General features: G+C 47.5%; 19 protein-coding genes and 1 tRNA gene. 18 read left to right on the top strand and 2 right to left on the bottom strand.

Annotated elements, in window-relative coordinates:
- The first annotated feature begins 324 nt into the window (after window positions 1–324).
- The 18 genes from EKO24_RS21670 (at window position 325) to EKO24_RS21755 (ending at window position 18,206) form a co-directional block, all read left to right on the top strand.
- Window positions 325–1,674, top strand: a complete 1,350-nt coding sequence (locus tag EKO24_RS21670) for a Na(+)-translocating NADH-quinone reductase subunit A (RefSeq protein WP_143733322.1) — start codon at window positions 325–327, stop codon at window positions 1,672–1,674.
- Window positions 1,674–2,876, top strand: coding sequence for an NADH:ubiquinone reductase (Na(+)-transporting) subunit B (locus tag EKO24_RS21675; RefSeq protein WP_143733324.1), 1,203 nt, complete (start codon window positions 1,674–1,676; stop codon window positions 2,874–2,876). The genes EKO24_RS21670 and EKO24_RS21675 overlap by 1 nt, the downstream gene beginning before the upstream one ends.
- A complete protein-coding gene (locus EKO24_RS21680; RefSeq protein ID WP_143733325.1) occupies window positions 2,869–3,792 on the top strand; it encodes a Na(+)-translocating NADH-quinone reductase subunit C in 924 nt (307 codons plus the stop codon). Before EKO24_RS21675 ends, EKO24_RS21680 begins: the two co-directional genes overlap by 8 nt.
- Window positions 3,789–4,469, top strand: coding sequence for an NADH:ubiquinone reductase (Na(+)-transporting) subunit D (locus tag EKO24_RS21685; protein ID WP_143733327.1), 681 nt, complete (start codon window positions 3,789–3,791; stop codon window positions 4,467–4,469). Before EKO24_RS21680 ends, EKO24_RS21685 begins: the two co-directional genes overlap by 4 nt.
- A complete protein-coding gene (nqrE, locus tag EKO24_RS21690) occupies window positions 4,469–5,077 on the top strand; it encodes an NADH:ubiquinone reductase (Na(+)-transporting) subunit E (RefSeq protein WP_143733328.1) in 609 nt (202 codons plus the stop codon). Before EKO24_RS21685 ends, nqrE begins: the two co-directional genes overlap by 1 nt.
- Before the next feature lie 9 nt (window positions 5,078–5,086).
- The gene (gene nqrF, locus EKO24_RS21695) at window positions 5,087–6,307 is read left to right on the top strand and encodes an NADH:ubiquinone reductase (Na(+)-transporting) subunit F (RefSeq protein ID WP_143733330.1); all 1,221 of its coding nucleotides are present in this window, start codon (window positions 5,087–5,089) and stop codon (window positions 6,305–6,307) included.
- 129 nt (window positions 6,308–6,436) lie between these two features.
- A complete protein-coding gene (nqrM, locus tag EKO24_RS21700) occupies window positions 6,437–6,631 on the top strand; it encodes a (Na+)-NQR maturation NqrM (RefSeq protein ID WP_143733332.1) in 195 nt (64 codons plus the stop codon).
- Between the two features lie 36 nt (window positions 6,632–6,667).
- Window positions 6,668–7,063: a CBS domain-containing protein gene (locus tag EKO24_RS21705; protein ID WP_143733333.1), complete on the top strand. Its 396-nt coding sequence runs from the start codon at window positions 6,668–6,670 to the stop codon at window positions 7,061–7,063.
- Between the two features lie 71 nt (window positions 7,064–7,134).
- Window positions 7,135–8,601 (top strand): exodeoxyribonuclease I, encoded by a 1,467-nt coding sequence (gene sbcB, locus EKO24_RS21710; RefSeq protein WP_143733335.1) that lies wholly within the window; start codon window positions 7,135–7,137, stop codon window positions 8,599–8,601.
- Between the two features lie 55 nt (window positions 8,602–8,656).
- Window positions 8,657–8,733, top strand: a tRNA-Met gene (locus tag EKO24_RS21715).
- Window positions 8,734–8,900: 167 nt separating this feature from the next.
- Window positions 8,901–9,386, top strand: a complete 486-nt coding sequence (gene rimP, locus EKO24_RS21720) for a ribosome maturation factor RimP (protein ID WP_143733413.1) — start codon at window positions 8,901–8,903, stop codon at window positions 9,384–9,386.
- Window positions 9,376–10,893, top strand: a complete 1,518-nt coding sequence (gene nusA / locus EKO24_RS21725) for a transcription termination factor NusA (protein ID WP_143733337.1) — start codon at window positions 9,376–9,378, stop codon at window positions 10,891–10,893. The genes rimP and nusA overlap by 11 nt, the downstream gene beginning before the upstream one ends.
- A gap of 10 nt (window positions 10,894–10,903) precedes the next feature.
- Entirely contained in the window at window positions 10,904–13,573 is a 2,670-nt protein-coding gene (infB, locus tag EKO24_RS21730) for a translation initiation factor IF-2 (RefSeq protein WP_143733338.1), read from the top strand.
- A gap of 5 nt (window positions 13,574–13,578) precedes the next feature.
- Window positions 13,579–13,986, top strand: a complete 408-nt coding sequence (rbfA, locus tag EKO24_RS21735) for a 30S ribosome-binding factor RbfA (protein WP_143733340.1) — start codon at window positions 13,579–13,581, stop codon at window positions 13,984–13,986.
- The gene (truB, locus tag EKO24_RS21740; protein ID WP_143733342.1) at window positions 13,983–14,954 is read left to right on the top strand and encodes a tRNA pseudouridine(55) synthase TruB; all 972 of its coding nucleotides are present in this window, start codon (window positions 13,983–13,985) and stop codon (window positions 14,952–14,954) included. Before rbfA ends, truB begins: the two co-directional genes overlap by 4 nt.
- Before the next feature lie 124 nt (window positions 14,955–15,078).
- Window positions 15,079–15,348, top strand: coding sequence for a 30S ribosomal protein S15 (gene rpsO, locus EKO24_RS21745; RefSeq protein ID WP_143733344.1), 270 nt, complete (start codon window positions 15,079–15,081; stop codon window positions 15,346–15,348).
- Window positions 15,349–15,448: 100 nt separating this feature from the next.
- Window positions 15,449–17,530, top strand: coding sequence for a polyribonucleotide nucleotidyltransferase (gene pnp / locus EKO24_RS21750; protein WP_143733346.1), 2,082 nt, complete (start codon window positions 15,449–15,451; stop codon window positions 17,528–17,530).
- Window positions 17,531–17,861: 331 nt separating this feature from the next.
- The gene (locus EKO24_RS21755; RefSeq protein WP_143733348.1) at window positions 17,862–18,206 is read left to right on the top strand and encodes a hypothetical protein; all 345 of its coding nucleotides are present in this window, start codon (window positions 17,862–17,864) and stop codon (window positions 18,204–18,206) included.
- A 73-nt stretch (window positions 18,207–18,279) separates the two neighbouring features.
- Here the strand turns inward: EKO24_RS21755 and zapE are convergent, their stop codons facing one another.
- Window positions 18,280–19,437, bottom strand: a complete 1,158-nt coding sequence (gene zapE, locus EKO24_RS21760; RefSeq protein WP_143733350.1) for a cell division protein ZapE — start codon at window positions 19,435–19,437, stop codon at window positions 18,280–18,282.
- A 385-nt stretch (window positions 19,438–19,822) separates the two neighbouring features.
- Window positions 19,823–22,408, bottom strand: a complete 2,586-nt coding sequence (gene acnB / locus EKO24_RS21765) for a bifunctional aconitate hydratase 2/2-methylisocitrate dehydratase (RefSeq protein ID WP_143733352.1) — start codon at window positions 22,406–22,408, stop codon at window positions 19,823–19,825.
- Window positions 22,409–22,684 lie beyond the last annotated feature (276 nt).

Consider the following 22,684-nt stretch of genomic DNA (forward strand, 5'->3'; position numbering starts at 1 on the left):
CCGGTTTGACTGTGAGTAAGAGCGGGAGGTGAGTTGCATTGAAAGCCGGTAATTATAGGCCTTATTTATTGGCTTCGACCACCGGCATGCAGTTTTATTATGATTTCCGGACATGGATAAGGCGGTATCAGTGGAGGCGGTCAGAATCTGCGTTTGGCATGCGTTAAAAGACTCTCGGTAAGCCTTGCCGTAGTTGAGAATACGTAGTTTTTATGGTTTAATGCCGCTGTTTTACGTCTTAATGCGCCTCTTGTTTTATTAGCATTTGAAATGAAATGAAAGGATGGTTTCGCCGCAACTTGATTGGAGAGCAGGCTATCAACTATGCAATTTATTATTAAAAAAGGTTTGGACCTTCCTATTACCGGAGAGCCTGAACAAGTTATTGAGGATGGCAATAAAGTTAAGTCTGTTGCCGTCCTGGGGATGGATTATGTAGGCATGAAGCCTACGATGATGGTCAATGAAGGGGATACGGTCAAACTTGGCCAAGTGCTTTTCACTGACAAGAAAAATCCTGGGGTTAATTTTACTTCACCCGGAGCGGGTGTTGTTCAATCCATTAATCGCGGAGCGAAACGTGTTTTGCAATCTGTCGTGATCGAACTGAAAGGAACGGCACAGGAATCGTTTGCAAAATATAAAGCGTCCGAGTTAAGCGATTTGTCGGCAGAACAGGTTAAAGAAAACCTGTTGGCTTCAGGTTTGTGGACATCGTTGCGTACGCGTCCTTACGGCAAAATTCCTGCCGTAGACAGCAAGCCTCGTTCTATTTTTGTGACTGCAATCGATACCAGGCCGTTAGCGGCAAATCCTGCGGTTATCATCAAAGAGCGGAGCGAAGATTTTGTTAACGGCTTGGCCGTTATTGCCAAGTTGACGGAAGGCAAGACTTACGTTTGTAAGGCAACGGGCGCCGATATTGCAGTTGGTGACGCGCCTGTCGTTGTCGCCGAGTTCTCCGGTGCGCATCCTGCGGGATTGCCAAGCACGCATATTCATTTGATTGATCCGGTTGCTATCGATAAATTCGTTTGGCATTTGGATTATCAAGCGGTTATTGCAATCGGCGCATTGTTTACTAGCGGTAAAATCAATGTTGAACGCGTTGTTTCACTGGCAGGTCCTACCGTTACCAAACCAAGATTGATTCGCACCCGCGTTGGCGCCAATACCGATGATTTGGTAGCAGGCCAATTGGAAGAAGTTGAAAATCGGGTTATTTCCGGTTCGGTATTGTATGGACATCTTGCAGCGGATTGGGCTGCGTTTTTGGGATGTTACAGCAACCAGGTTTCAGTATTGCAAGAAGGGCGCGCGCGCGAATTATTCGGCTGGATTGTTCCGGGTAAAAACAAATATTCGGTCATGAATGTTTATACGTCGAGTGTAGACCGCAAGTTGAACCGTAAATTTCCATTAACAACCGATAAAAACGGCAGTAACAGGGCGATTGTCCCGGTCGGCGTTTATGAGGCGGTCATGCCGCTGGATATTCTGCCTACGCCGCTGTTAAAGGCATTGATAGTAGGCGATTCAGATCAGGCCCAGTTATTGGGTTGTTTGGAGCTGGATGAGGAAGACGTCTCCTTATTTACGTTTGTGGATCCTGGTAAACACGATTTCGCTCCTGTTTTAAGAGCGAACTTAACTAAAATTGAGAAGGAAGGATAATGTCGCCTAGAGAAATTTTAGACAATTTGGAGCCGCATTTCACTAAGGGTGGGCGGTTCGAAAAGTATTACGGTCTCTATGAGATGGTCGATACTTTTATTTATACGCCAGCCGATGTAACGCGCGGAACCACGCATGTTCGCGATGGTAACGACCTGAAACGGACCATGACTTTTGTGGTCATCGCGACGTTTTTCTGCATATTGATGGCTTTGTATAACACCGGTTACCAAGCTAACTTGGCTATGGCAAAGATGGGCTTGGAACAAGCTCAGGATTGGCGTCGCATCCCGATGATGATCTTTGGCTACAGCACGATGAACCCGTTTTCTAACTTGGTTCACGGCGCGCTGTATTTCCTGCCTATTTATATCGTCACGCTGGCGGTTGGCGGCGTCTGGGAAGTCTTGTTCGCAACCGTTCGCGGTCATGAAGTCAACGAAGGCTTCTTGGTGTCGTCGATGTTATACACGTTGATTATGCCGCCCGATATGCCTTTGTGGCAGGTCGCTTTGGGTATTTCTTTCGGTATCGTTATCGGTAAAGAAGTATTCGGCGGTACCGGTAAAAACTTTTTGAATCCTGCGTTAACAGGGCGAGCGTTCTTGTATTTCGCTTATCCTGCATCTATTTCCGGCGATTCCGTCTGGGTTGCGGTTGACGGCTATACTGCGGCTACGCCTTTAGGTTTGGCGGCAAATGGCGGTCTTGATGCGGTTCATGCGGCTAACTACAGCTGGATGCAATCTTTCTTCGGTTTTGAACCGGGATGTCTTGGCGAAACTTCAACATTGGCCATCCTGATCGGTGCGGCTTTCCTGTTGTATACCAAGGTTGCATCGTATCGCATCATGGGCGGCGTATTTGCTGGCATGGTAGCGACTTCGTTGCTGTTCAATATGATAGGCAGCGATAGCAATCATATGTTTGCGATACCCTGGTATTGGCACTTGACGATGGGCGGCTTTGCTTTCGGCATGGTTTATATGGCAACCGATCCTGTCAGTGCCGCGATGACCGATACCGGTCGTTGGATATTCGGGGGACTGGTCGGGACTATGACGGTATTAATCAGAGTTGTTAATCCGGCGTTCCCGGAAGGAATTATGCTGGCAATTCTATTTTCCAATATGTTCGCGCCTACGATTGACTATTTTGTCATTCAGGCCAATATCAGAAGAAGGATGAAACGCCATGCATAAATGCGAACAATTTAATAAAATTTGTGCCGCATTGGATAAATGCGAGCATTACCAAAAATTCAAGGTTTACCGGGATAAAGTTCTTGCGTTGGGTAACGATAGTTTAGAAAAGACTATTGCTATCGCGGTTGCGCTTTGTTTGGTTTGCGCGGTTTTGGTTTCGTTTTCCGCGGTTGCGTTAAAGCCTCTCCAGGTCAATAACAAAGAAGTCGATATGAAGAAGAATATTCTTGATGTAGCTGGCCTGCTTCAAGAAGGCGCTGATATCGATGCCGTGTTTAAAGACAAAATCGAAGCGAAAATCGTCAACCTGGAAACAGGCGATTATGCCGATGATATAAACGCTGCTGAATACGATCAGCGCAAAGCAGCGAAAGATCCGGCTTTAAGCGTTGCGATTCCTAAAGAAAAAGATATTGCCCATATCCGGGTAAAGGCTAAATATGCGAAAGTCTTTTTAGTAAAAGAGGCGGGCGCAATCAAGTCGATTATCTTGCCTATCAACGGTTACGGATTGTGGTCAACCTTGTACGGATTCCTGTCATTGGATCCCGATGGACAAACCGTGCAAAGTATCAACTTCTATGATCAAGCGGAAACTCCGGGGCTGGGCGGCGAAGTCGTTAACCCGAACTGGCGCGCGCTTTGGAAAGGTAAAAAAGTCTATGCGGAAACCGAACAAGGTTCTTTAGAAAAAGGTGCCATTGAAGGTGCCGAGATCGGTGAGCCTGCATTGAGCTTGATTAAAGGTGTGGTCGATACCAGCAAGCCGGGATCGCAATACCAAGTTGACGGTTTGGCTGGTGCGTCGTTAACTAGCGCCGGTGTAACCAATTTGGTTAGATACTGGATGAGCAAAGAAGGTTTTGCTCCGTATTTAGCTAAAGTAAGAGCGGTTAAAGGAGTTCAATCATGAGTGAAATTTTAAATGATGAAACCAAAAAGGTACTGACAGAGCCGTTGGTTGATAACAACCCCATTACGTTACAAGTTTTGGGTATCTGTTCTGCGCTGGCGGTAACTTCGCAAATGTCGACTTCGCTGATCATGGCATTAGCGTTGACGATGGTAACGGCATGTTCCAGTGCGGCGATTAGTGCGATCAGGAATCATATTCCCAGCAGTATCCGAATCATCGTGCAGATGACTATTATTGCCTCGCTGGTTATCGTGGTGGATCAAATATTGAAAGCATTTGCTTATGAAGTCAGCAAGCAATTGTCGGTATTCGTGGGCTTGATTATTACTAACTGTATCGTTATGGGGCGTGCTGAAGGTTATGCGATGAAAAATCCGCCTTTGGAAAGCTTTATGGACGGTATTGGTAACGGTTTGGGTTACAGCTTGATTTTGATTACTGTGTCCTTTATCAGAGAGTCGTTAGGTTCAGGCAAGTTACTGGGTATTGAAGTTTTCAAGCTCACTAAAGACGGCGGTTGGTACGATCCTAATGGTCTGATGCTGTTGCCGCCGAGTGCATTTTTCATTATCGGTTTGATTATTTGGGGCGTCCGTCAATGGAAACCAAAGCAAGCTGAAAAGGCGGATTTCAAAATCATGTCGATTTCTCACGGTGAAGGAGGGCATCACTAATGGAAGCTTATATTAGTCTTTTCATCAAGGCTGTCTTTATCGAAAACCTGGCGCTGTCCTTCTTCTTGGGTATGTGTACGTTTATCGCGGTTTCCAAGAAAATCTCGACAGCAATGGGCTTAGGTATTGCGGTTATGATGGTGCAGATTATCACTGTGCCTGCCAATAACTTCATTTACCATGCGTTACTGAAAGAAAATGCGTTGTCGTGGATGGGCATCACCGGCGTTGATTTAAGCTTTTTGGCGTTGTTAAGCTGTATCGGTGTTATCGCGGCTTTAGTGCAAATCCTGGAAATGATTTTAGATAAATTTTTTCCTGCCTTGTACCATGCGTTAGGGATTTTCTTGCCTTTGATCACAGTGAACTGCGCGATTTTAGCGGGCAGTTTGTTCATGATCGAGCGTGACTACAACTTGCCTGAAAGTGTTGTATACGGCGTAGGCAGCGGTTTCGGTTGGGCGCTGGCTATCACCGTTATGGCCGGGGTGCGCGAAAAACTAAAATACAGTGATATACCTGCTGGTTTGCAAGGTTTAGGTATCACCTTTATTACTGCGGGTCTGATGTCGCTTGGCTTCATGGCTTTCTCTGGAATCCAACTTTAAAGGTGCGGCATGCTTGAGATTTTATTAGGGATTATTATTTTCACGGCTTTTGTTATTGCGCTGGTGTTCGTCATTATCGGCGCTAAGAGCAAGCTGGTCGCTGAAGGGGATGTGGAAATTCTCATTAATGATGAGAAAAAAATTCATGTGCCGGTAGGTTCTAAATTATTAACTGCTTTAGCTGATAATGGTTTATTTGTTTCATCAGCTTGTGGCGGCGGCGGTACTTGCGGTCAATGCAAGGTGAAAGTCCATTCAGGCGGCGGCGAAATTTTAGCTACTGAATTGAGCCATATCAGCAAAAGAGAAGCGGCTCACGGTGAGCGTCTTTCTTGCCAGGTTTCGGTTAAACACAACATGAACATTGAAGTCGAAGACAGCGTTTTCGGCGTTAAAAAATGGGAATGTACGGTTAAATCGAATAATAACGTTGCTACGTTTATTAAAGAGTTGGTTTTGGAATTGCCGGCAGGCGAGGAAATTAACTATCGTGCAGGCGGATACATTCAGATTGAATGTCCTCCTCATGTTTCTAAATATAGCGATTTCAATATCGAAGAAAGATTCCATGAAGATTGGAATAAGTACAACTTGTGGCGTTATGTCTCTACTGTAAAAGAGCCTGCTTTGCGGGCCTATTCGATGGCAAGTTATCCTGAAGAAAAAGAAATCATGCTGAACGTGCGTATTGCGACGCCGCCTCCTGGTGCGCCGGATAGCGTACCTCCAGGTATCATGTCTTCTTTTATCTTTAACTTGAAGCCAGGCGATAAGTGTATTGTTTCAGGGCCTTATGGTGAATTCTTCGCTAAAGACACGCAAAATGAAATGATCTTTATCGGCGGCGGCGCAGGTATGGCGCCTATGCGTTCGCATATCTTCGATCAGTTACGCCGGTTGAAGTCTAAACGCAAAATGACTTTCTGGTATGGTGCTCGCAGCAAACGCGAAATGTTCTATGTAGAGGACTTCGATATGCTGGCTCGGGAAAACGATAACTTTGAGTGGCATGTTGCGTTGTCCGATCCGTTACCGGAAGATAACTGGACTGGTTATACCGGCTTTATTCATAATGTGCTTTTCGAAGAATACATTAAGAACCATCCGGCTCCGGAAGACTGTGAGTTCTACATGTGCGGGCCTCCGGTGATGAATGCTGCGGTCATCAAGATGTTGTTGGATAACGGCGTAGAGCCGGAAAATATCTTGCTGGACGATTTTGGCGGATAATAATTCGACCTTCTCTTTCTAGCTTTGTTTTGAATAGAGAGGAAAATGCATCAAACTAAACGAGGAGTAAGGCTTGTCCTGCTCCTCGTTTTTTATTGTCGGCGTTTATAAATTTAAAGAGGTGATACCGTGACTTACTTTCTAGTGACTTTTGTGTTCATGGTTATTGTTATCGTCATAATGGCGATAGGCGTTATTTTTGGTAGGCGTGCTATCAAGGGATCATGCGGCGGTGCGGCAAACAATGGCGATTGTGTTTGTGTGGAAAAATGTGATAAAAGAAAGAAGATGGAGGCGGAAGCTCGCTTAAATCAAGGATCGTAGATATATCCACAATAATAAACAACGCAGGAGTTCATTATGTTGGCGAAAATCACAGTTGCAGATTACATGTCGAAGAGATTGGTTACACTTGCTAAGGATGCAGATGTAATAGATGCCGTAAAGAAACTGTTGGATCATAAAATTACCAGCGCTCCTGTTGTTGATCAGGTGGGACGATTGTTGGGTATGTTTTCCGAGAAAGATGTGATGAATATCGTTTTGGAAGCCTCATATAACCAAAGCATGGGAGGCAAGGTTGGCGATTATATGACCAAGCAGGTCATCACTGTGGATGCAGAATCCAGCATTGTAGATTTAGCGGAGAAGTTTCAACAATCTACAGTCAGGAGTTTTCCTGTTTTTCAGGATGATGATTTGGTTGGAATTGTCAGCCGTACGGATGTCTTAAGGGCGCTGGCTTCAATTCACTAGGGATTATTTATGAGTTTTGCTCGATGTTGCAGCAGCTTCTTCGGCTTTTCTGGTATTGAGAGCCGTTAATAATGAGTGTTGCGCAAACCTTCTATTGGCATGATTACGAAACATTCGGTACGGATCCTCGCAGGGACAGGCCGGTTCAATTTGCCGGGATTCGTACTGATTCTGATCTTAATATCATAGGCGATCCTTTAGTTGCATACTGTAAGCCTGCGGCAGACTGCCTTCCCCATCCCGAAGCTTGTTTAATTACTGGGATTACTCCACAACTTGCCGAGCAAAAGGGCGTCTGCGAAGCTGAGTTTATTCGTTTGATTCACGAGCAATTAGCGCAACCTAATACCTGTACTCTCGGATATAACACGCTTCGTTTTGATGACGAGGTTACCCGGAACTGCCTGTATCGTAATTTTTACGATCCTTATGCAAGAGAGTGGCAGAATGGTAATTCCCGCTGGGACTTAATCGATGTGGTTAGGGCGGCCAGAGCCTTGCGTCCTGAGGGTATTGTCTGGCCTGTTGACGAAGAGGGAGTTCCCAGTTTTAGACTGGACCGGCTTACTCGCGTCAATAATATAACTCATGAGGCGGCCCATGATGCGCTCTCGGATGTTTATGCTACCTTGGCAATTACCAAGTTGGTTAAGCGGGTTCAGCCCAGGCTCTACCGGTTTTTGTTGCAGCATAGAGTAAAAAACGAAGCGTTTAATCTGCTTCAGCTGGGCAGTTTTAAACCCGTTGTACATGTTTCGGGCAAATACCCTGCCGCAAAAAATTGTTTGGCTGTTGTGCTTCCGCTTTGTAAGCATCCTATTAATGTTAACGGCGTAATTGTTTACGATTTGTCAGTTGATCCTGAGCCAATGCTTAGCTTGGCGGCGGAAGAAATACAGCAAAGAGTTTTTACAGCTACTGTGGACTTGCCGGAAGGCATGGCAAGAATTCCGCTAAAAACCGTGCATATCAATAAATGTCCTGTTTTAGCACCGGTATCTGTTATTAGACCCGAAGATGCGCAACGGTTGGAAATCGATTTGACTTTATGCTATGCGAACATTGAAAAGATCAGGGCTTGTGCCGGTTTGGCTGAAAAGCTGGCTGAAGTGTTTAATGGCCATGCTTGCGTCGAGCAAGACTCCGATCCTGATTTGGAAATATACAGTGGCGGTTTTTTTTCTGAAAACGATAAAAGCCAAATGTTCAAAATTAGGGGTATGCAGCCTGAACAATTGGCGGATTCTGCATTTAAGTTTATGGATGGCCGATTGCCGGAAATGTTATTTAGATATCGTGCCAGAAATTATCCTGAAACATTGGATAATGAAGAGCTGCAAAGGTGGAATGAGTTTTGTATTGATCGGCTGACAGGCCGGCAGGTTGGGGCGGGTATTGTATTGGACGAGTATTTTGGTCGACTGGCAGCGTTGCGTAAAAGCGAAAGCGTGAATGCAGTGCTTATTGATGTGCTGGAGGATTATGCGCTTGAGAAAATGCAACGTTTGGGACTCAATAAGTCATTATTTTGTCTCTAAAGAGATAAAATAAGTTGCATATTTTTGAAAACTCTTTATAATGTGTCAAATCAATCGCGGGGTGGAGCAGCTTGGTAGCTCGTCGGGCTCATAACCCGAAGGTCGTAGGTTCAAATCCTGCCCCCGCTACCATATAGGACTGCAGGATGCAGAGTTTAAAGTGACTCATGGATTGGTTGCAGAGAACCCCATTTTGGGGTTTTTTATTTTCTGGGCTTTGGAAATTTGGAAGCTACAGTTGATTGTTAATGGAAGAGCCGTGGGCTCTTTTTTTTTGTGCGGAAATAAGTGAGGAAAAGATGAAGCAGGCTCCTGAGCATTTGGTTAATCTGATTGAGCCAATTGTTGAAGGTTTAGGTTATGAATGCGTAGGCATTGAATATAATCCTCATCCTAAACATGGCCTGTTGAGAGTCTATATCGATAGCGAGAACGGTATTTTGGTTGATGATTGCTCCAAAGTTAGTCATCAGATTAGCGGGGTGATGGATGTCGAAGATCCTATTCAAGGTAACTATCATTTAGAAATTTCTTCGCCGGGCGAAGATAGGCCTTTTTTCAAAGTGAGCCAGTTCCAACGGTATATTGGCAGTACAGTGTTGGTCAACTTGTTTAAAGCAATCAATGGTCGTAGAAAAATTACAGGCCTGATCACCAAAGTAGAAGACGATATTATTACGTTTCAGGAAGGCGAGCAGGTTTTTGAGGTTCCATTTATCGCGATGAGTAAAGCGCGTTTGGTTCCTGAGTATTTAATTGAAAAAGGAGGGCGCAGTGGCAAATAAAGAAATTTTGTTAGTAGTAGATGTTTTTTCTAATGAAAAAGATATTGAAAAAGAGGTCGTTTTTCAGGCCATAGAATCGGCATTAGAAGCTGCTACAATTAAGCGTCACGCGAACCAAATTAAAGCTCGCGTTAATATCAACAGAAAAACCGGCGACTATGTGACCTATAGAATCTGGGAAGTTGTTGATGCTAACAGTCAAATTGACGGCGATGTGGAATTTCCCGAAACGCAAATACTGTTGGAAGTTGCAAGGCTCGATAATCCGGATGTCCAGATCGGCGATTTTGTGGAGGAAGAAATTGAGTCCGTCGATTTCGGCCGTATTGCCGCGCAAACCGCCAAGCAAGTTATTATTCATAAAGTCAGGGAAGCTGAGCGTAGAAAAATTGTTGACGCTTATAAGAGCCGGGTGGGTGAGCTGATCACCGGTATCGTAAAGCGTATTGAAAAAGGCAGTGTTTACTTGGATTTGGGTGGACACATAGAAGCTTACATTGCCAAAGAAGATATGATTCCTCGCGAAGCGATTCGTATTGGCGACAGGGTCAGAGGTTACTTGAAAGATGTGCGCTCGGAACCTCGCGGTCCCCAGCTGTTTGTCAGCCGAACTGTGCCGGAATTGTTGATGGCGTTATTCCGCCTTGAAGTGCCGGAAGTTGGCGAAGGTTTGATTGAAGTGATGGGCGCGGCGCGCGATCCCGGCTCCAGAGCCAAAATTGCCGTTAAGGGCAATGATCCTAGGTTGGATCCTGTCGGTGCCTGCGTAGGCATGAGAGGATCGAGAGTGCAATCGGTCTCAAATGAGCTGGCTGGAGAACGCGTCGATATTATTCTGTGGAATCCAAGCGATGCCCAATTTGTGATCAATGCGATGTCGCCGGCTGAAATTCAATCCATCGTTGTTGACGAAGACAAACATAGTATGGATTTGGCGGTCAGTTCGGATAATTTATCTCAGGCTATAGGGCGTGGCGGGCAAAATGTCCGTCTTGCAACGCAGTTAACAGGCTGGGAGCTGAACGTAATCGATGCTTCTAAAGCCGAACAAAATAGTGAAGCCGAAGCAGACAAAATAAAACAACTGTTTGTTGAGCAACTGGATGTCGATGAAGAGATTGCATTGGTTCTGGTTGAAGAAGGTTTTAACACGATTGAAGAAATCGCCTACGTTCCGGTTAGTGAAATGCTGGAAATCGAAGGTTTTGATGAAGAACTTGTTACTGCGCTTAGAAGTCGCGCTAAAGATGCTTTGCTGATCAGCGCAATTGCGGCGGAAGAAAAAATCGAAATAGCTGAGCCTGCGCAGGATTTGCTGGAAATGGAAGGTATGGACAGGGATTTAGCTTATGATATGGCGAGCCACGGTATAATTACGATGGATGATTTGGCAGAGCAATCGATAGATGATTTATTGAATTTTTCGGGAATGAACGAAGATCGGGCGGCAAAATTGATTATGAAGGCACGTGAGCCTTGGTTTGCTGAGGAACAGGCAAGTAGGTAAGGGGTACGAAATGAGTAATAAAACGGTACGGCAATTAGCAGAGGTAGTAAAAATACCTCTTGAACGATTATTAGAGCAGCTGAAAGAAGCGGGATTATCGGCGAGTGCCCCTGATGATGTCATTAATGAAGACGAAAAAATGCAGCTGCTTGCGCATTTGCGTAAGCGCCACGGTAAGGATGAGGGCATAGCCGAAGGCTCACTGAAACGTGTGACGTTAAAGCGCAGAACGGTAAGCGAGCTTAAGCAGGCAAGTGTGCCGGGCAGCACCACGAAGACCATTAGTGTGGAAGTTCGTAAACAAAAAACCTATATCAAGCGTAGCGAAGTCGCTGAATCCGACGAGCAAAAAAGTCCGGAGCCGGCTAAAGCCGCTGTTGAAGAGCAGGTTGCGAAACCAGTCGAGAATCTTCCATTGGTCGAAGAGCCGATAAAGACTGAAGTAGTCCTCTTAGAGCAAAAGACTGAAGAGGTTGAGCCTGAAATTACAACTCCGGTTGAGGCGGCTGAGGCTGATACGTCTGCCGTACCTGAAGCTGACAGCGCCGACGTCCTGTCGATTGAAACAGTCTCGCCAACTTTGGAAGCCGAAGAGCCGGTCGAGTCTTTATTGGACCAGGATGAATTCGAATTTGATCATGAAGAATCGATTAAAGCCAAAGAAGCGATGGAAGCTAAAAGAAGACAGCATGAAAAAGACCTTCGGCTTGAAGAATCGATTAAACGAAATGCCGACAAAGTAAGGCAACAGGCATCGGCTAAGCAAGAAATCCTGCATAGAAAAAAACAACAGGAAGAAGGTTTACGCGGCGGGCTCGGGGGTAAAGACTCCAAAAAAGGCAAGAAGAAAGGTAAGAAGCCTGAACGGGTCAGCGTAAAACCGGAGGGTAAGCATCAATTTGAAATGCCGGTTGAACCTATTGTTAAAGAGGTTACCATCCCGGAAATGATTATTGTGTCCGATCTTGCGCAAAAGATGAGCGTTAAAGCGGCCATAGTGATTAAGCAGTTGATGAAGCTTGGCATTATGGCGACTATTAATCAAAGCATAGATCAAGAAACAGCGGTAATCCTGGTCGAAGAGATGGGCCATAAAGCGATTATGCAGAGCGATGACGATCTTGAGCAAGAAATGCTGGCTGAAGCTCAAGAAGACGATAATCGCGTTGAACTGCCGCGAGCGCCGATCGTTACGATTATGGGGCATGTCGATCACGGTAAAACCTCGTTGCTGGATTATATTCGTAAAACCCGTGTTGCCGCTGGCGAGGCGGGCGGTATTACTCAACATATCGGCGCTTACCAAGTAAAAACAGATCACGGTTCGGTAACCTTTTTGGATACGCCGGGCCACGCGGCGTTTACCGCTATGCGTGCCAGGGGCGCCGATGTTACTGACGTGGTGATTGTCGTGGTGGCAGCCGACGACGGCGTGATGCCGCAAACTAAAGAAGCGGTTGAGCATGCCAGGGCAGCCGATGTACCGATTATTGTAGCAATTAATAAAATCGATAAGCCCGATGCGAATCCTGAAAAGGTGATGCAGGAATTGGCAAACATTGATGTGCTTGCAGAAGAATGGGGCGGCGATGTGCAGTTCCTGAAAATTTCGGCAAAAACCGGTGCGGGTATCGATGATTTAATCGAAGCGTTGATTGTGCAAACCGAAATTCTTGAATTGAAAGCGCCTGTTGAAGGGTCAGCATCGGGCATTGTTATTGAATCAAGGCTTGATAAAGGCCGTGGTGTTGTGGCAACCGTGTTGATCCAGAAAGGTACTCTGGAAAGCGGTCAAATGGTATTGTGCGGTCATGAATACGGCCGTGTCCGAGCCATGTTTAACGAGAACGGCGTAGCCATTAAAGAAGCAGGGCCTTGCGCGCCTGTCGAGATTTTGGGTCTTTCAGGAACGCCGAATGCCGGTGATGAGTTCCTGGTGGTACAAAACGAGCGCATCGCCAAAGACTTGGCTAAACATCGTGAAGAGCGCAAGAAGTTGTCTCGCCATGCCGTGCAGCAAGCCTCTAAACTGGACGAGGTATTCTCCAGGATGACGACGGGTGAAATTGCCACTGTCAATCTGGTGCTTAAAACCGACGTTCAGGGTAGTTTGGAAGCGTTGCGCAGCTCACTGGTCGGTTTATCGAATGACGAAGTCGAAGTTAAAGTTGTTTTTGGCGGCGTCGGCGGGATTAATGAGGGCGACGCGAATTTGGCATTGGCTTCCGGTGCGATCCTGATGGGCTTTAATGTTCGGGCTGACGCAGCGGCACGTAGGTTGATTGAAGAAAAAGGCATCGACCTGCATTACTACAGCATCATTTATGAAGCGATTGACGAAGTTAAAAAAGCCATCAGCGGCATGCTTGCTCCTGAAATTAAAGAACAGATTGTCGGTCTTGCCGAAGTGCGCGATGTATTCAGGTCGCCGAAATTCGGCGCGATTGCCGGTTGTATGGTCGTTGACGGTTATGTGAAGAGAAATCTGCCTATTCGAGTCCTGCGTAATAACGTAGTGATTTATGAAGGACAGCTGGAATCTTTACGCCGGTTTAAAGACGACGTGGCTGAAGTCAAGATGGGCATGGAGTGCGGTATCGGTGTGAAAAATTACAACGACGTACAGCCCGGCGATCAGATAGAAGTGTTTGAACGTATAGAAGTTAAACGGGAAATATAAATCGTATGGCAAAAGAGTTTGGCCGTAATGACCGCGTTTCATCGCAAATGCAGAAAGAACTGTCTTTAATTTTACAACGGGATATTGATGACTCCAGGCTTGGTTTTGTTACTATCAATGAAGTTGTTGTTTCTAAAGACCTTGCTGTGGCAAAAGTATATGTCACGGTTTTAAATGTTGATGAGCAAGGTAAAAAAGCCAATGTTAAATTGCTTAACGAGTTGGCGCCCGTTATTCGTCATCAATTAGCTAAAAGAATGCGGTTAAGGCATATTTCCGATTTGCGTTTTTACTATGACGATTCGTTCGATACCGGTATGCGAGTATCGGAGTTGTTAAGCGGTTTGGATAAGCCCGTCGGTTCGCTTCACGGCGGGCGTAACGAAGATGAAGACGAAGGCAAGTCTGGATGAGTAAACGCAAGTCTGGGCGCAATATCCACGGCATAGTGCTGTTAGATAAACGCCTGGGAGTATCTTCAAATAAAGCCTTGCAGGAAATCAGGCGCTTGTTTAACGCCAATAAAGCCGGTCATACCGGTAGCCTTGACCCCTTGGCTACCGGCCTGTTGCCGCTTTGTTTCGGCGAAGCGACCAAGGTATCGGCATTGATGCTGGATGACAATAAACGTTATCAAGTGGTTGTTCAGCTTGGGGTTATGACCGATACCGGCGACCGGGAAGGTGCGGTCGTAGAGACCAAACCGATTCCGGTGCTATCTGTCGACGATATTCATTCCTGTCTGAGAAAATTCACCGGTGAAATTGACCAAGTTCCTCCGATGTATTCGGCTTTAAAGCAGAATGGTAAGAAGCTTTACGAACTAGCGCGGGAAGGCAAGACGGTTGAGCGTAAAGCCAGGCGTATTACTATATTTGAATTGAAGCTGTTAACGGATTCAGAAGCTTTAGCTTTGAAACCTGATCAATTGATACTGGATGTGTTCTGCTCAAAAGGCACTTACATCCGCTCACTGGTAGAAGATATTGGTCATGACTTGGGATGCGGCGGTACGGTAAAAGAATTACGCCGACTGGAAGCGGGGCAGTTCAGCATTAAGGATGCGAAAACTATTGAGCAATTGACGGAAATGGACCAGCAAAGCTTGTTTCAATGCCTGATTAATGTCGACAAGCCACTAGAGGCGCTGCCGGCTGTGCAGTTATCCGATGAACAAACGATCTGCATAAAATACGGCCGGTCGCTCGATTTTTCTCCGGTGGACGAGCATGGTGCGGGTACAACGAGAACAGGTTTGGAAAAGAGGCAAGGCACAGTGCGCATGTATCATGATTCGGTCTTTTTAGGCTTGGGTGAAATGCTAATGAATGGTAAACTAGCGCCTAAAAAATTGTTTAATTTGAGTAATGAATCGGCCTGATCTTTATACGTTCAGGCAATAAAGAATACATCTGTTTCTACACCCTATCGCGGAAACAGTGTACATAAAGAGTCGTCGTGTTGGCGGCTTTATTTTTAATTTTTAATCTAAATAGGGATTACAAATGCCATTTACAGCGGAACAAAAAAAAGCGGTCGTTGAGGCCTATCGTCAATCAGAAACTGATACAGGTTCTCCTGAAGTACAGATTGCTTTATTGACAGCACATATTACGCATTTAACACCGCATTTTGCAGAGCATAAAAAAGACAACCATTCACGCCGTGGATTGTTGCGTATGGTTAACCAACGTCGCAAGTTGCTGGATTATCTAAGGAAAAAAGACATAAACCGTTACCGTAATTTAATTGAACGTCTCGGATTACGTAAGTAATAGCGTGAAGAAACGGCACAGACCTCTTGTGCCGTTTCTGTTTTAACACTTCATGGATTGAACAAATTTTCAAACAACCTCTACACAAAGGAACCTTATAGTGAATCCTATCAGGAAAGAATTTCAGTACGGCGATCGACTCGTTAAATTAGAAACTGGTGAAATAGCACGTCAATCAGACGGCGCTGTCATGATCGATGTAGATGGTACGACACTGTTGGTCACCGTCGTCGGTAAAAAACAGGCCAATGGCGGCGATTTTTTTCCATTGACTGTTAACTATCAAGAAAAAGCTTATGCAGCCGGTAAAATTCCAGGCGGTTTTTTTAAAAGAGAAGGTCGTCCGAGCGAACTGGAGACTTTGACGTCTCGTTTGATCGACCGTCCTATCCGTCCTCTTTTTCCTGAGGGCTACACCGATGAAGTTCAAATTATTGCAACAGTCGTATCGTTAAATCCTGAAGTTAATCCCGAAATTCCTGCTTTATTAGGTGCCTCCGCTGCCTTGTCAGTTTCCGGCTTACCTTTTAACGGTCCGGTAGGCGCTGCCACTGTTGGATATAAAGACGGTGCCTATCTGCTAAATCCAACTCCGGACGCATTAAAAGAATCGCAGTTGGAATTGGTTGTTGCCGGAACAGCGCAAGCTGTATTAATGGTGGAGTCGGAAGCTAAAAACCTGTCCGAAGAAGTGATGTTGGGGGCGGTTTTATTCGGCCACGAACAAATGCAGGTCGCCATTAACGCTATTAACGAATTCGCGGCGGCTGCCGGTACCGGCGTTGTGGAGTGGGTTGCTCCCGAAGTTAACGCCGAACTTAAAAAACTGGTCACTGCAGAAGTCGAAGCGGACATAAAAGCTGCTTATCAAGTTGCGGAAAAACTGGTTAGACAAGAAAAACTGAAAGTCATCAGGGATGCAGCGGTTGAAAAGCTGGTCGCAAACGGCGAATATGAAGAAAGCGCTATACGCGGCATTATTGAACATTTGGAATATCGCATCGTTCGTAATGCAATTCTTAATGAAAGCAAGCGTATTGACGGACGTGAATTAGATAAGATCAGGCCAATCACGATCAGAACCGGCGTATTGCCTAGAACTCACGGTTCGGCATTGTTTACCCGCGGCGAGACTCAAGCATTGGTTGTTGCAACTTTAGGTACACAACGCGATGCGCAAATCATCGATGCGTTAGCGGGTGAATATAAAGAACCGTTCATGTTGCATTACAACTTCCCTCCCTACAGCGTTGGCGAAACCGGTTTTGTCGGTTCGCCAAAACGCCGTGAAATTGGTCATGGGCGCTTGGCAAAACGAGGCGTTGCTGCCGTATTGCCTAACATGGACGAGTTCCCATACACGATTCGTGTAGTTTCCGAGATTACTGAGTCTAATGGTTCAAGCTCGATGGCTTCGGTCTGCGGCAGCAGCTTGGCGTTAATGGACGCCGGTGTGCCGATTACGTCGCCGGTTGCCGGTATTGCGATGGGCCTGATCAAAGAAGGCGACAATTTCGCCGTATTGTCCGACATCATGGGCGACGAAGATCATCTGGGCGACATGGACTTTAAGGTTGCCGGTTCAGTTGACGGCATTACCGCGCTGCAAATGGACATCAAAATAGACGGCATTACCGCGGAAATCATGAAAACCGCTTTAGAACAAGCAAAAGCGGGACGTTTGCATATTTTGGGCGAAATGAACAAAGCGTTGTCTACCACGCGTGAAGAAATGTCCGATTTCGCGCCGCGTATCATTACGTTCAAAATCGACCCGGCTAAAATTCGTGAAGTTATCGGTAAAGGCGGTGCGACTATCCGCAGCATTACCGAACAAACCGGCGCCAGCGTTGATTTGACCGATGACGGTATCGTTAAAGTCGCCTCTGTCGATAAAGCAGCCGGTGAAGAAGCGCGTCGCCTGATCGAAGAAATTACCGCTGAAGTTGAAGTCGGTAAGACTTACGAAGGCAAAGTTGTCAGGTTAATGGATTTCGGAGCATTTGTGACTATTCTGCCTGGTAAAGACGGCTTAGTTCATATCTCGCAAATTTCTGACGAGCGTGTTGATAAAGTCAGCGACAGATTGAATGAAGGCGATGTGGTCAAAGTCAAGGTACTTGAAATAGACCGTCAAGGCCGAGTCAGACTGAGTATGAAAGAAGTTGAAGCGGAAGAATAAAGCTGGGTTGAGCAGCTCACCTGCTCAACGAAACTTATGCCCTTTGGGTATAAAGCTGAGTTGAGTAGCTGGTCTGATCAAACCCTACTTATGCCCTTTGGGTATACCCGCTGTTTATCAGCTGTTCTTAAGGACAGCTAAAAGGACAAAGAGGGATTGTGATGCTTCACAATCCCTTTTTTCGTTTAGCCGTATATTCTAAATTAGTTCACCGCGACGACTCGAAGGACATGGAGATAAGTTAAGATAAGAACTTCGTGTTCCCGGCAATAGCTTTTGTGTCCGTGTAGTCGTTCCGGGTGTTTTCTTTAAATCACTACCGTAAATAAAAATGATCAGCGACACCCAGAAAATACAAATTGCCAAGCGTTTTGCAAATCTACATCAAACGCCATTTGCGGCATGGACGCCCGATCAGGATTATCAGTCGGAGGATGAACGCTATTTGGCTGTTTATGACAATCTTATTCATGGAGTTTATGGCGATTGCTATGGGGTTAACGCCGAGTATGATGAGGATGATAACCTGATACAAGAAGCTACCGAATTTGAAGTAGCTGTTGAAGGATTTGAATCGAAAGCAGCAAAGCCTGAAATATTCTTTTTTGAAATCAGTAGAGAATTGACAGGGATTAGTAAGTTTATTGAAGATCATGGCAGGCATGGCGATTGGTAGTTCAGGGCTAACAGAATAATGAACCGGCGTTAAAGTCGATACTCAATATAGACGGAATTCTTTTCCGTCTTACTCAATCCCCAATATGTTCAATACGTAGATAATTCTCCGATTGCATATCGATCAATCTTGATACTGTGCGTTCAAATTCAAACGAGCCTTCGCCGTTAGTATAAAGTTCCTGGGCAGGGACTTCAGCTGTACAGATCAGTTTTACTTTATGCTCGTATAACGCATCAATCAGAGTGACAAAGCGCTTCGCTTCGTTGCATTTTTCGTTGGTTAGTTTGGGAATGCCGGACAGGATAAGAATGTCGAACTGTTTGCCGATTTCCAAGTAATCGGCAGGTCCCAGAGCTTGCAGGCAGAGTTCTTCGAAAGAGCTGAGGGCAATATTGCCATGCACGCTTGTCAGCGTCACCTTCCTGCCCAAAACCTCTACAACGCCCGGTTTCAGCGGGGCAATGTTTGTCAGTTCGTTATAACTTTGTTGTATGAAGCTGGCCGCTTGTTCATCAAGCGGAAAATAATAAGTTGTCTTTAGCGCGTGTAAATGGCTGAGTCGGTAATCCCGGTCCGTAGCCAATTCTATCACAGCGGCTTTTTGTTGCAGGAGCCGTACAAAGGGCAGGAATAGGTCTCTTTGCAGACCGTCGTGATACAGCTCGTTGGGATGGCAGTTGGAGGTCATTACGGCAACAATGCCTAAGTCGAACAGCCGGTTAAATAAGCGCATCAGAATCATTGCGTCGGCGATGTCCGTGACATGGAACTCGTCGAAGCAAAGCAGTTGCTCCGATGCCCTGATATGTTGTGCCAGCGCGGCAATCGCATCGCTGTTGTGCCGTTTGCGCCATTGGTGGACGAAGTCGTGGACTTCGAGCATGAACGCATGGAAATGCACCCGGCGCTTTTCGCGGATAGGGCAGGCTTCGTAAAACAAGTCCATCAGCATCGACTTGCCGCGGCCGACGTCGCCGAAGATGTACAGGCTTTGGCAATCGGCCGGTTTGGGGTGGATCAGTTTGCGGAGGGAGGATTTTTGTTGGTATGCGGCGTTTTCCAGAAGATTGTCGAGCAGGGCTTGCAGGTGATGCAGGGCTTTGATTTGCTCGGGTTCGGATTGGATGCGGCCTTGCGCCACGAGGGTGCGGTATTGCTGTTCGAGCGCGCTTAGCGGAGGCTGGTATTGTTCAATAAGAGGCCGCTGGAGAAGCTTTTTGAAGAGCATAAACTAGGTGTTACCTCGTTCCCACACGCTGTATAGGAATGCAATTAAGGAATAAGGCGTTCCCACGCAGTGCGCTTGCTTTATACATCAAACGTATTTCAGAGTTGTCATATTGGTATGAGAAAAACAGTTGCACAAGTTACAGATAGCGCCGCCAATTAGACCTTCCAGGTTTGTAAAACCTGGAAGGTCTGTTTATCGGATTATTTCCCGTCTAATGCCAGGCCGGAGATTGCTAAAATGGCGATAGTTCACAAATACTTGCGTGTGAAGACAAGCGCAATGCGAGAGAACGAGGCAAAAAGCCAGGTAAGAAAAACTGTCTGACGCCGGCTCAATCCGTACTATACCTCAGCGCCTATCACGAATAACTCCGTACCTTAACCTAGCCCACAGCCCCGGCTTTTTTCCTGTAGTTATCCATCCGGTCGAAGTTCAAATAACGATAGGTATCTCCGGCCGTTTCGTTGATTTGATTCGCGTATTGCATGTATTCGTCAACAGTCGGAATCTTACCCAGCAGAGAACATACCGCCGCCAGTTCGGCCGATGCCAAAAATACATTCGCTCCATTGCCAAGACGGTTCGGGAAGTTCCGCGTTGACGTCGAAACCACGGTCGAATTCTCGGCGACGCGGGCCTGGTTGCCCATGCACAGCGAACAGCCCGGCATTTCGGTGCGCGCGCCGACTTTTCCGAACGTGCTGTAATAGCCTTCCTCGGTCAATTGGCTTTGGTCCATTTTGGTCGGCGGCGCGACCCACAAGCGGGTCGGCAGTTCGCCTGTTTGTTTTTCCAGCAATTTGCCGGCGGCGCGGAAATGGCCGATGTTGGTCATGCACGAGCCCAGAAACACTTCGTCGATTTTGGTGCCGGCGACTTCGGACAACGGCTTGACGTCGTCCGGATCGTTAGGGCAGGCCAGCAACGGTTCCTTGATTTCGTTCATGTCGATTTCGATGATTTCATGGTATTCCGCATCGGCATCCGGCTCCAACAAGACCGGGTTGGCCAGCCATTCTTCCATCGCTTTGATCCGGCGTTCCAGCGTGCGCGCATCGCCGTAGCCTTCGGCGATCATCCATTTCAGCAGCGTGATGTTGGAGTTCAAATACTCGCGGATCGGCGTTTCGTTCAGGCGCACCGTGCAGCCGCCGGCGGAACGCTCGGCCGACGCGTCGGACAATTCGAACGCCTGCTCCACTTTTAAGTCCGGCAAACCTTCGATTTCCAGGATGCGGCCGGAGAACACGTTCTTCTTGCCTTGTTTTTCGACTGTCAGCAGGCCGCGTTGAATCGCCGCATACGGAATCGCGTTGACCAGGTCGCGCAACGTAATGCCCGGCTGCATTTGGCCTTTAAAGCGGACCAAGACCGATTCCGGCATGTCCAGCGGCATCACGCCGGTGGCCGCGGCGAACGCGACCAGGCCGGAGCCGGCCGGGAACGAAATGCCAATCGGGAAGCGGGTATGCGAATCGCCGCCGGTGCCGACGGTATCCGGCAGCAGCATCCGGTTCAGCCAGGAATGTATGATGCCGTCGCCGGGACGTAGCGACACGCCGCCGCGGTTCATGATGAAATCCGGCAATGTATGTTGCATTTTGACGTCGACCGGTTTCGGGTAAGCCGCGGTATGGCAGAACGATTGCATCACTAGGTCGGCCGAAAAACCGAGACAAGCCAGGTCTTTCAGTTCGTCGCGGGTCATGGGGCCGGTGGTGTCCTGCGAGCCGACCGTGGTCATGCGCGGTTCGCAATAAGTGTTCGGGCGGACGCCGGCTACGCCGCAGGCTTTGCCGACCATTTTTTGCGCCAGCGTGAAACCTTTGCCGCTGTCTTCGGCCGCGACCGGGCGGACGAAGACGTTGGACGGCTCCAAGCCCAGCGTTTTACGGGCGCGGTCGGTCAAACCGCGGCCGATGATTAATGGGATACGGCCGCCGGCGCGGACTTCGTCCAGCAACACGTCGGTTTTCAGTTCGAATTTGCAGACCAGCTCGCCGCTATCCACTTCGCCAAGCTCAGGACAGGCGTGGCGTTTGACTTCGCCGGCGTACGGATAGATGTCGATCACGTCGCCCATCGCTATGTTGGTCACGTCGCATTCGAACGGCAGCGCGCCGGAGTCTTCCATCGTGTTGAAAAAGATCGGCGCGATTTTGCCGCCGATGCAAACGCCGCCTTCGCGTTTGTTCGGGATATGCGGAATGTCGTTGCCCATGTACCACAGCACCGAGTTGGTCGCCGATTTGCGCGACGAGCCGGTGCCGACGACGTCGCCGACATAGGCGACCGGGAAACCTTTTTGTTTCAATTCGGCGATTTGCTGCTCGGCGTTGGTGATGCCCTCGCGCGGCATTTTTAGCATCGCTTTGGCGTGCAGCGGAATATCGGGGCGCGACCAGGCGTCGGGGGCTGGAGACAAATCGTCGGTATTGGTTTCGCCGGAGACTTTGAATACGGTGACGGTCAGTTTTTCGGGCACTTTCGGTTTGCCGGTGAACCATTCGGCGTCGGCCCAGGACTGGATCACTTGTTTGGCGTATGGGTTGTCGGCTTCGGCTTTTTCCTGCACGTCGTGGAACGCATCGAAAATTAATAAGGTGTGGGACAGTGCTTTGGCCGCAATCGGCGCCATCGCTTCGTTGTCGAGCAGATCGATCAACGGCGCGATGTTATAGCCGCCGAGCATCGTGCCGAGTAGTTCGGTCGCACGGGCGGCAGTCAGAATCGGCGAGCCGGCTTCGCCTTTGGCGATCGCCGCCAGGAACCCGGCTTTGACATAAGCGGCTTCGTCGACGCCGGCAGGAACGCGGTTGGCAAGCAGGTCGAGAATGAATTCTTCCTCGCCGGCGGGCGGTTGTTTGACCAGTTCGACCAAGGCGGCGACTTGTTCCGCATCGAGCGGTTTAGGAACGATGCCTTCGGCGGCGCGTTCTGCTACGTGTTTACGGTATTGTTCTAGCATGGGGAAATTCCTGGAAGAGGGTTTAAAACGTTTAATCGCTCCCGCGCTTCGGCGTGGGAATGCAATAGGCGATGCTCCAGCGTCGTATTTAATAGCAGTGTTGGACGCTGGAGTGTGTTCCCACGGAGGCTGCTTGTCGTTACCTGTCACTCTGTTGAGCGTTGCGCGAGTTAGACCTTCCAGGTTTTTAAAGCCTGGAAGGTCTGCTATCCGCATGTTTCCCACCTAACGCAGGTAAGGACGGACATCTCGCGAAATATTTGTGTATAACGACAA

The organism is Candidatus Methylobacter oryzae (assembly GCF_003994235.2).
Lineage (GTDB): Bacteria > Pseudomonadota > Gammaproteobacteria > Methylococcales > Methylomonadaceae > Methylobacter_A > Methylobacter_A oryzae.

Bases quoted from the DNA above. Each gene is read 5' to 3' on its own strand.
- rbfA (WP_143733340.1), top strand. From the start codon at position 13,579: ATGGCAAAAGAGTTTGGCCGTAATGACCGCGTTTCATCGCAAATGCAG.
- EKO24_RS21705 (WP_143733333.1), top strand. From the start codon at position 6,668: ATGTTGGCGAAAATCACAGTTGCAGATTACATGTCGAAGAGATTGGTT.
- zapE (WP_143733350.1), bottom strand. From the start codon at position 19,437: ATGCTCTTCAAAAAGCTTCTCCAGCGGCCTCTTATTGAACAATACCAG.
- rimP (WP_143733413.1), top strand. From the start codon at position 8,901: ATGAAGCAGGCTCCTGAGCATTTGGTTAATCTGATTGAGCCAATTGTT.
- acnB (WP_143733352.1), bottom strand. From the start codon at position 22,408: ATGCTAGAACAATACCGTAAACACGTAGCAGAACGCGCCGCCGAAGGC.
- EKO24_RS21755 (WP_143733348.1), top strand. From the start codon at position 17,862: ATGATCAGCGACACCCAGAAAATACAAATTGCCAAGCGTTTTGCAAAT.
- EKO24_RS21670 (WP_143733322.1), top strand. From the start codon at position 325: ATGCAATTTATTATTAAAAAAGGTTTGGACCTTCCTATTACCGGAGAG.
- truB (WP_143733342.1), top strand. From the start codon at position 13,983: ATGAGTAAACGCAAGTCTGGGCGCAATATCCACGGCATAGTGCTGTTA.
- nqrF (WP_143733330.1), top strand. From the start codon at position 5,087: ATGCTTGAGATTTTATTAGGGATTATTATTTTCACGGCTTTTGTTATT.
- EKO24_RS21675 (WP_143733324.1), top strand. From the start codon at position 1,674: ATGTCGCCTAGAGAAATTTTAGACAATTTGGAGCCGCATTTCACTAAG.
- infB (WP_143733338.1), top strand. From the start codon at position 10,904: ATGAGTAATAAAACGGTACGGCAATTAGCAGAGGTAGTAAAAATACCT.
- sbcB (WP_143733335.1), top strand. From the start codon at position 7,135: ATGAGTGTTGCGCAAACCTTCTATTGGCATGATTACGAAACATTCGGT.
- EKO24_RS21685 (WP_143733327.1), top strand. From the start codon at position 3,789: ATGAGTGAAATTTTAAATGATGAAACCAAAAAGGTACTGACAGAGCCG.
- rpsO (WP_143733344.1), top strand. From the start codon at position 15,079: ATGCCATTTACAGCGGAACAAAAAAAAGCGGTCGTTGAGGCCTATCGT.
- nqrE (WP_143733328.1), top strand. From the start codon at position 4,469: ATGGAAGCTTATATTAGTCTTTTCATCAAGGCTGTCTTTATCGAAAAC.
- EKO24_RS21680 (WP_143733325.1), top strand. From the start codon at position 2,869: ATGCATAAATGCGAACAATTTAATAAAATTTGTGCCGCATTGGATAAA.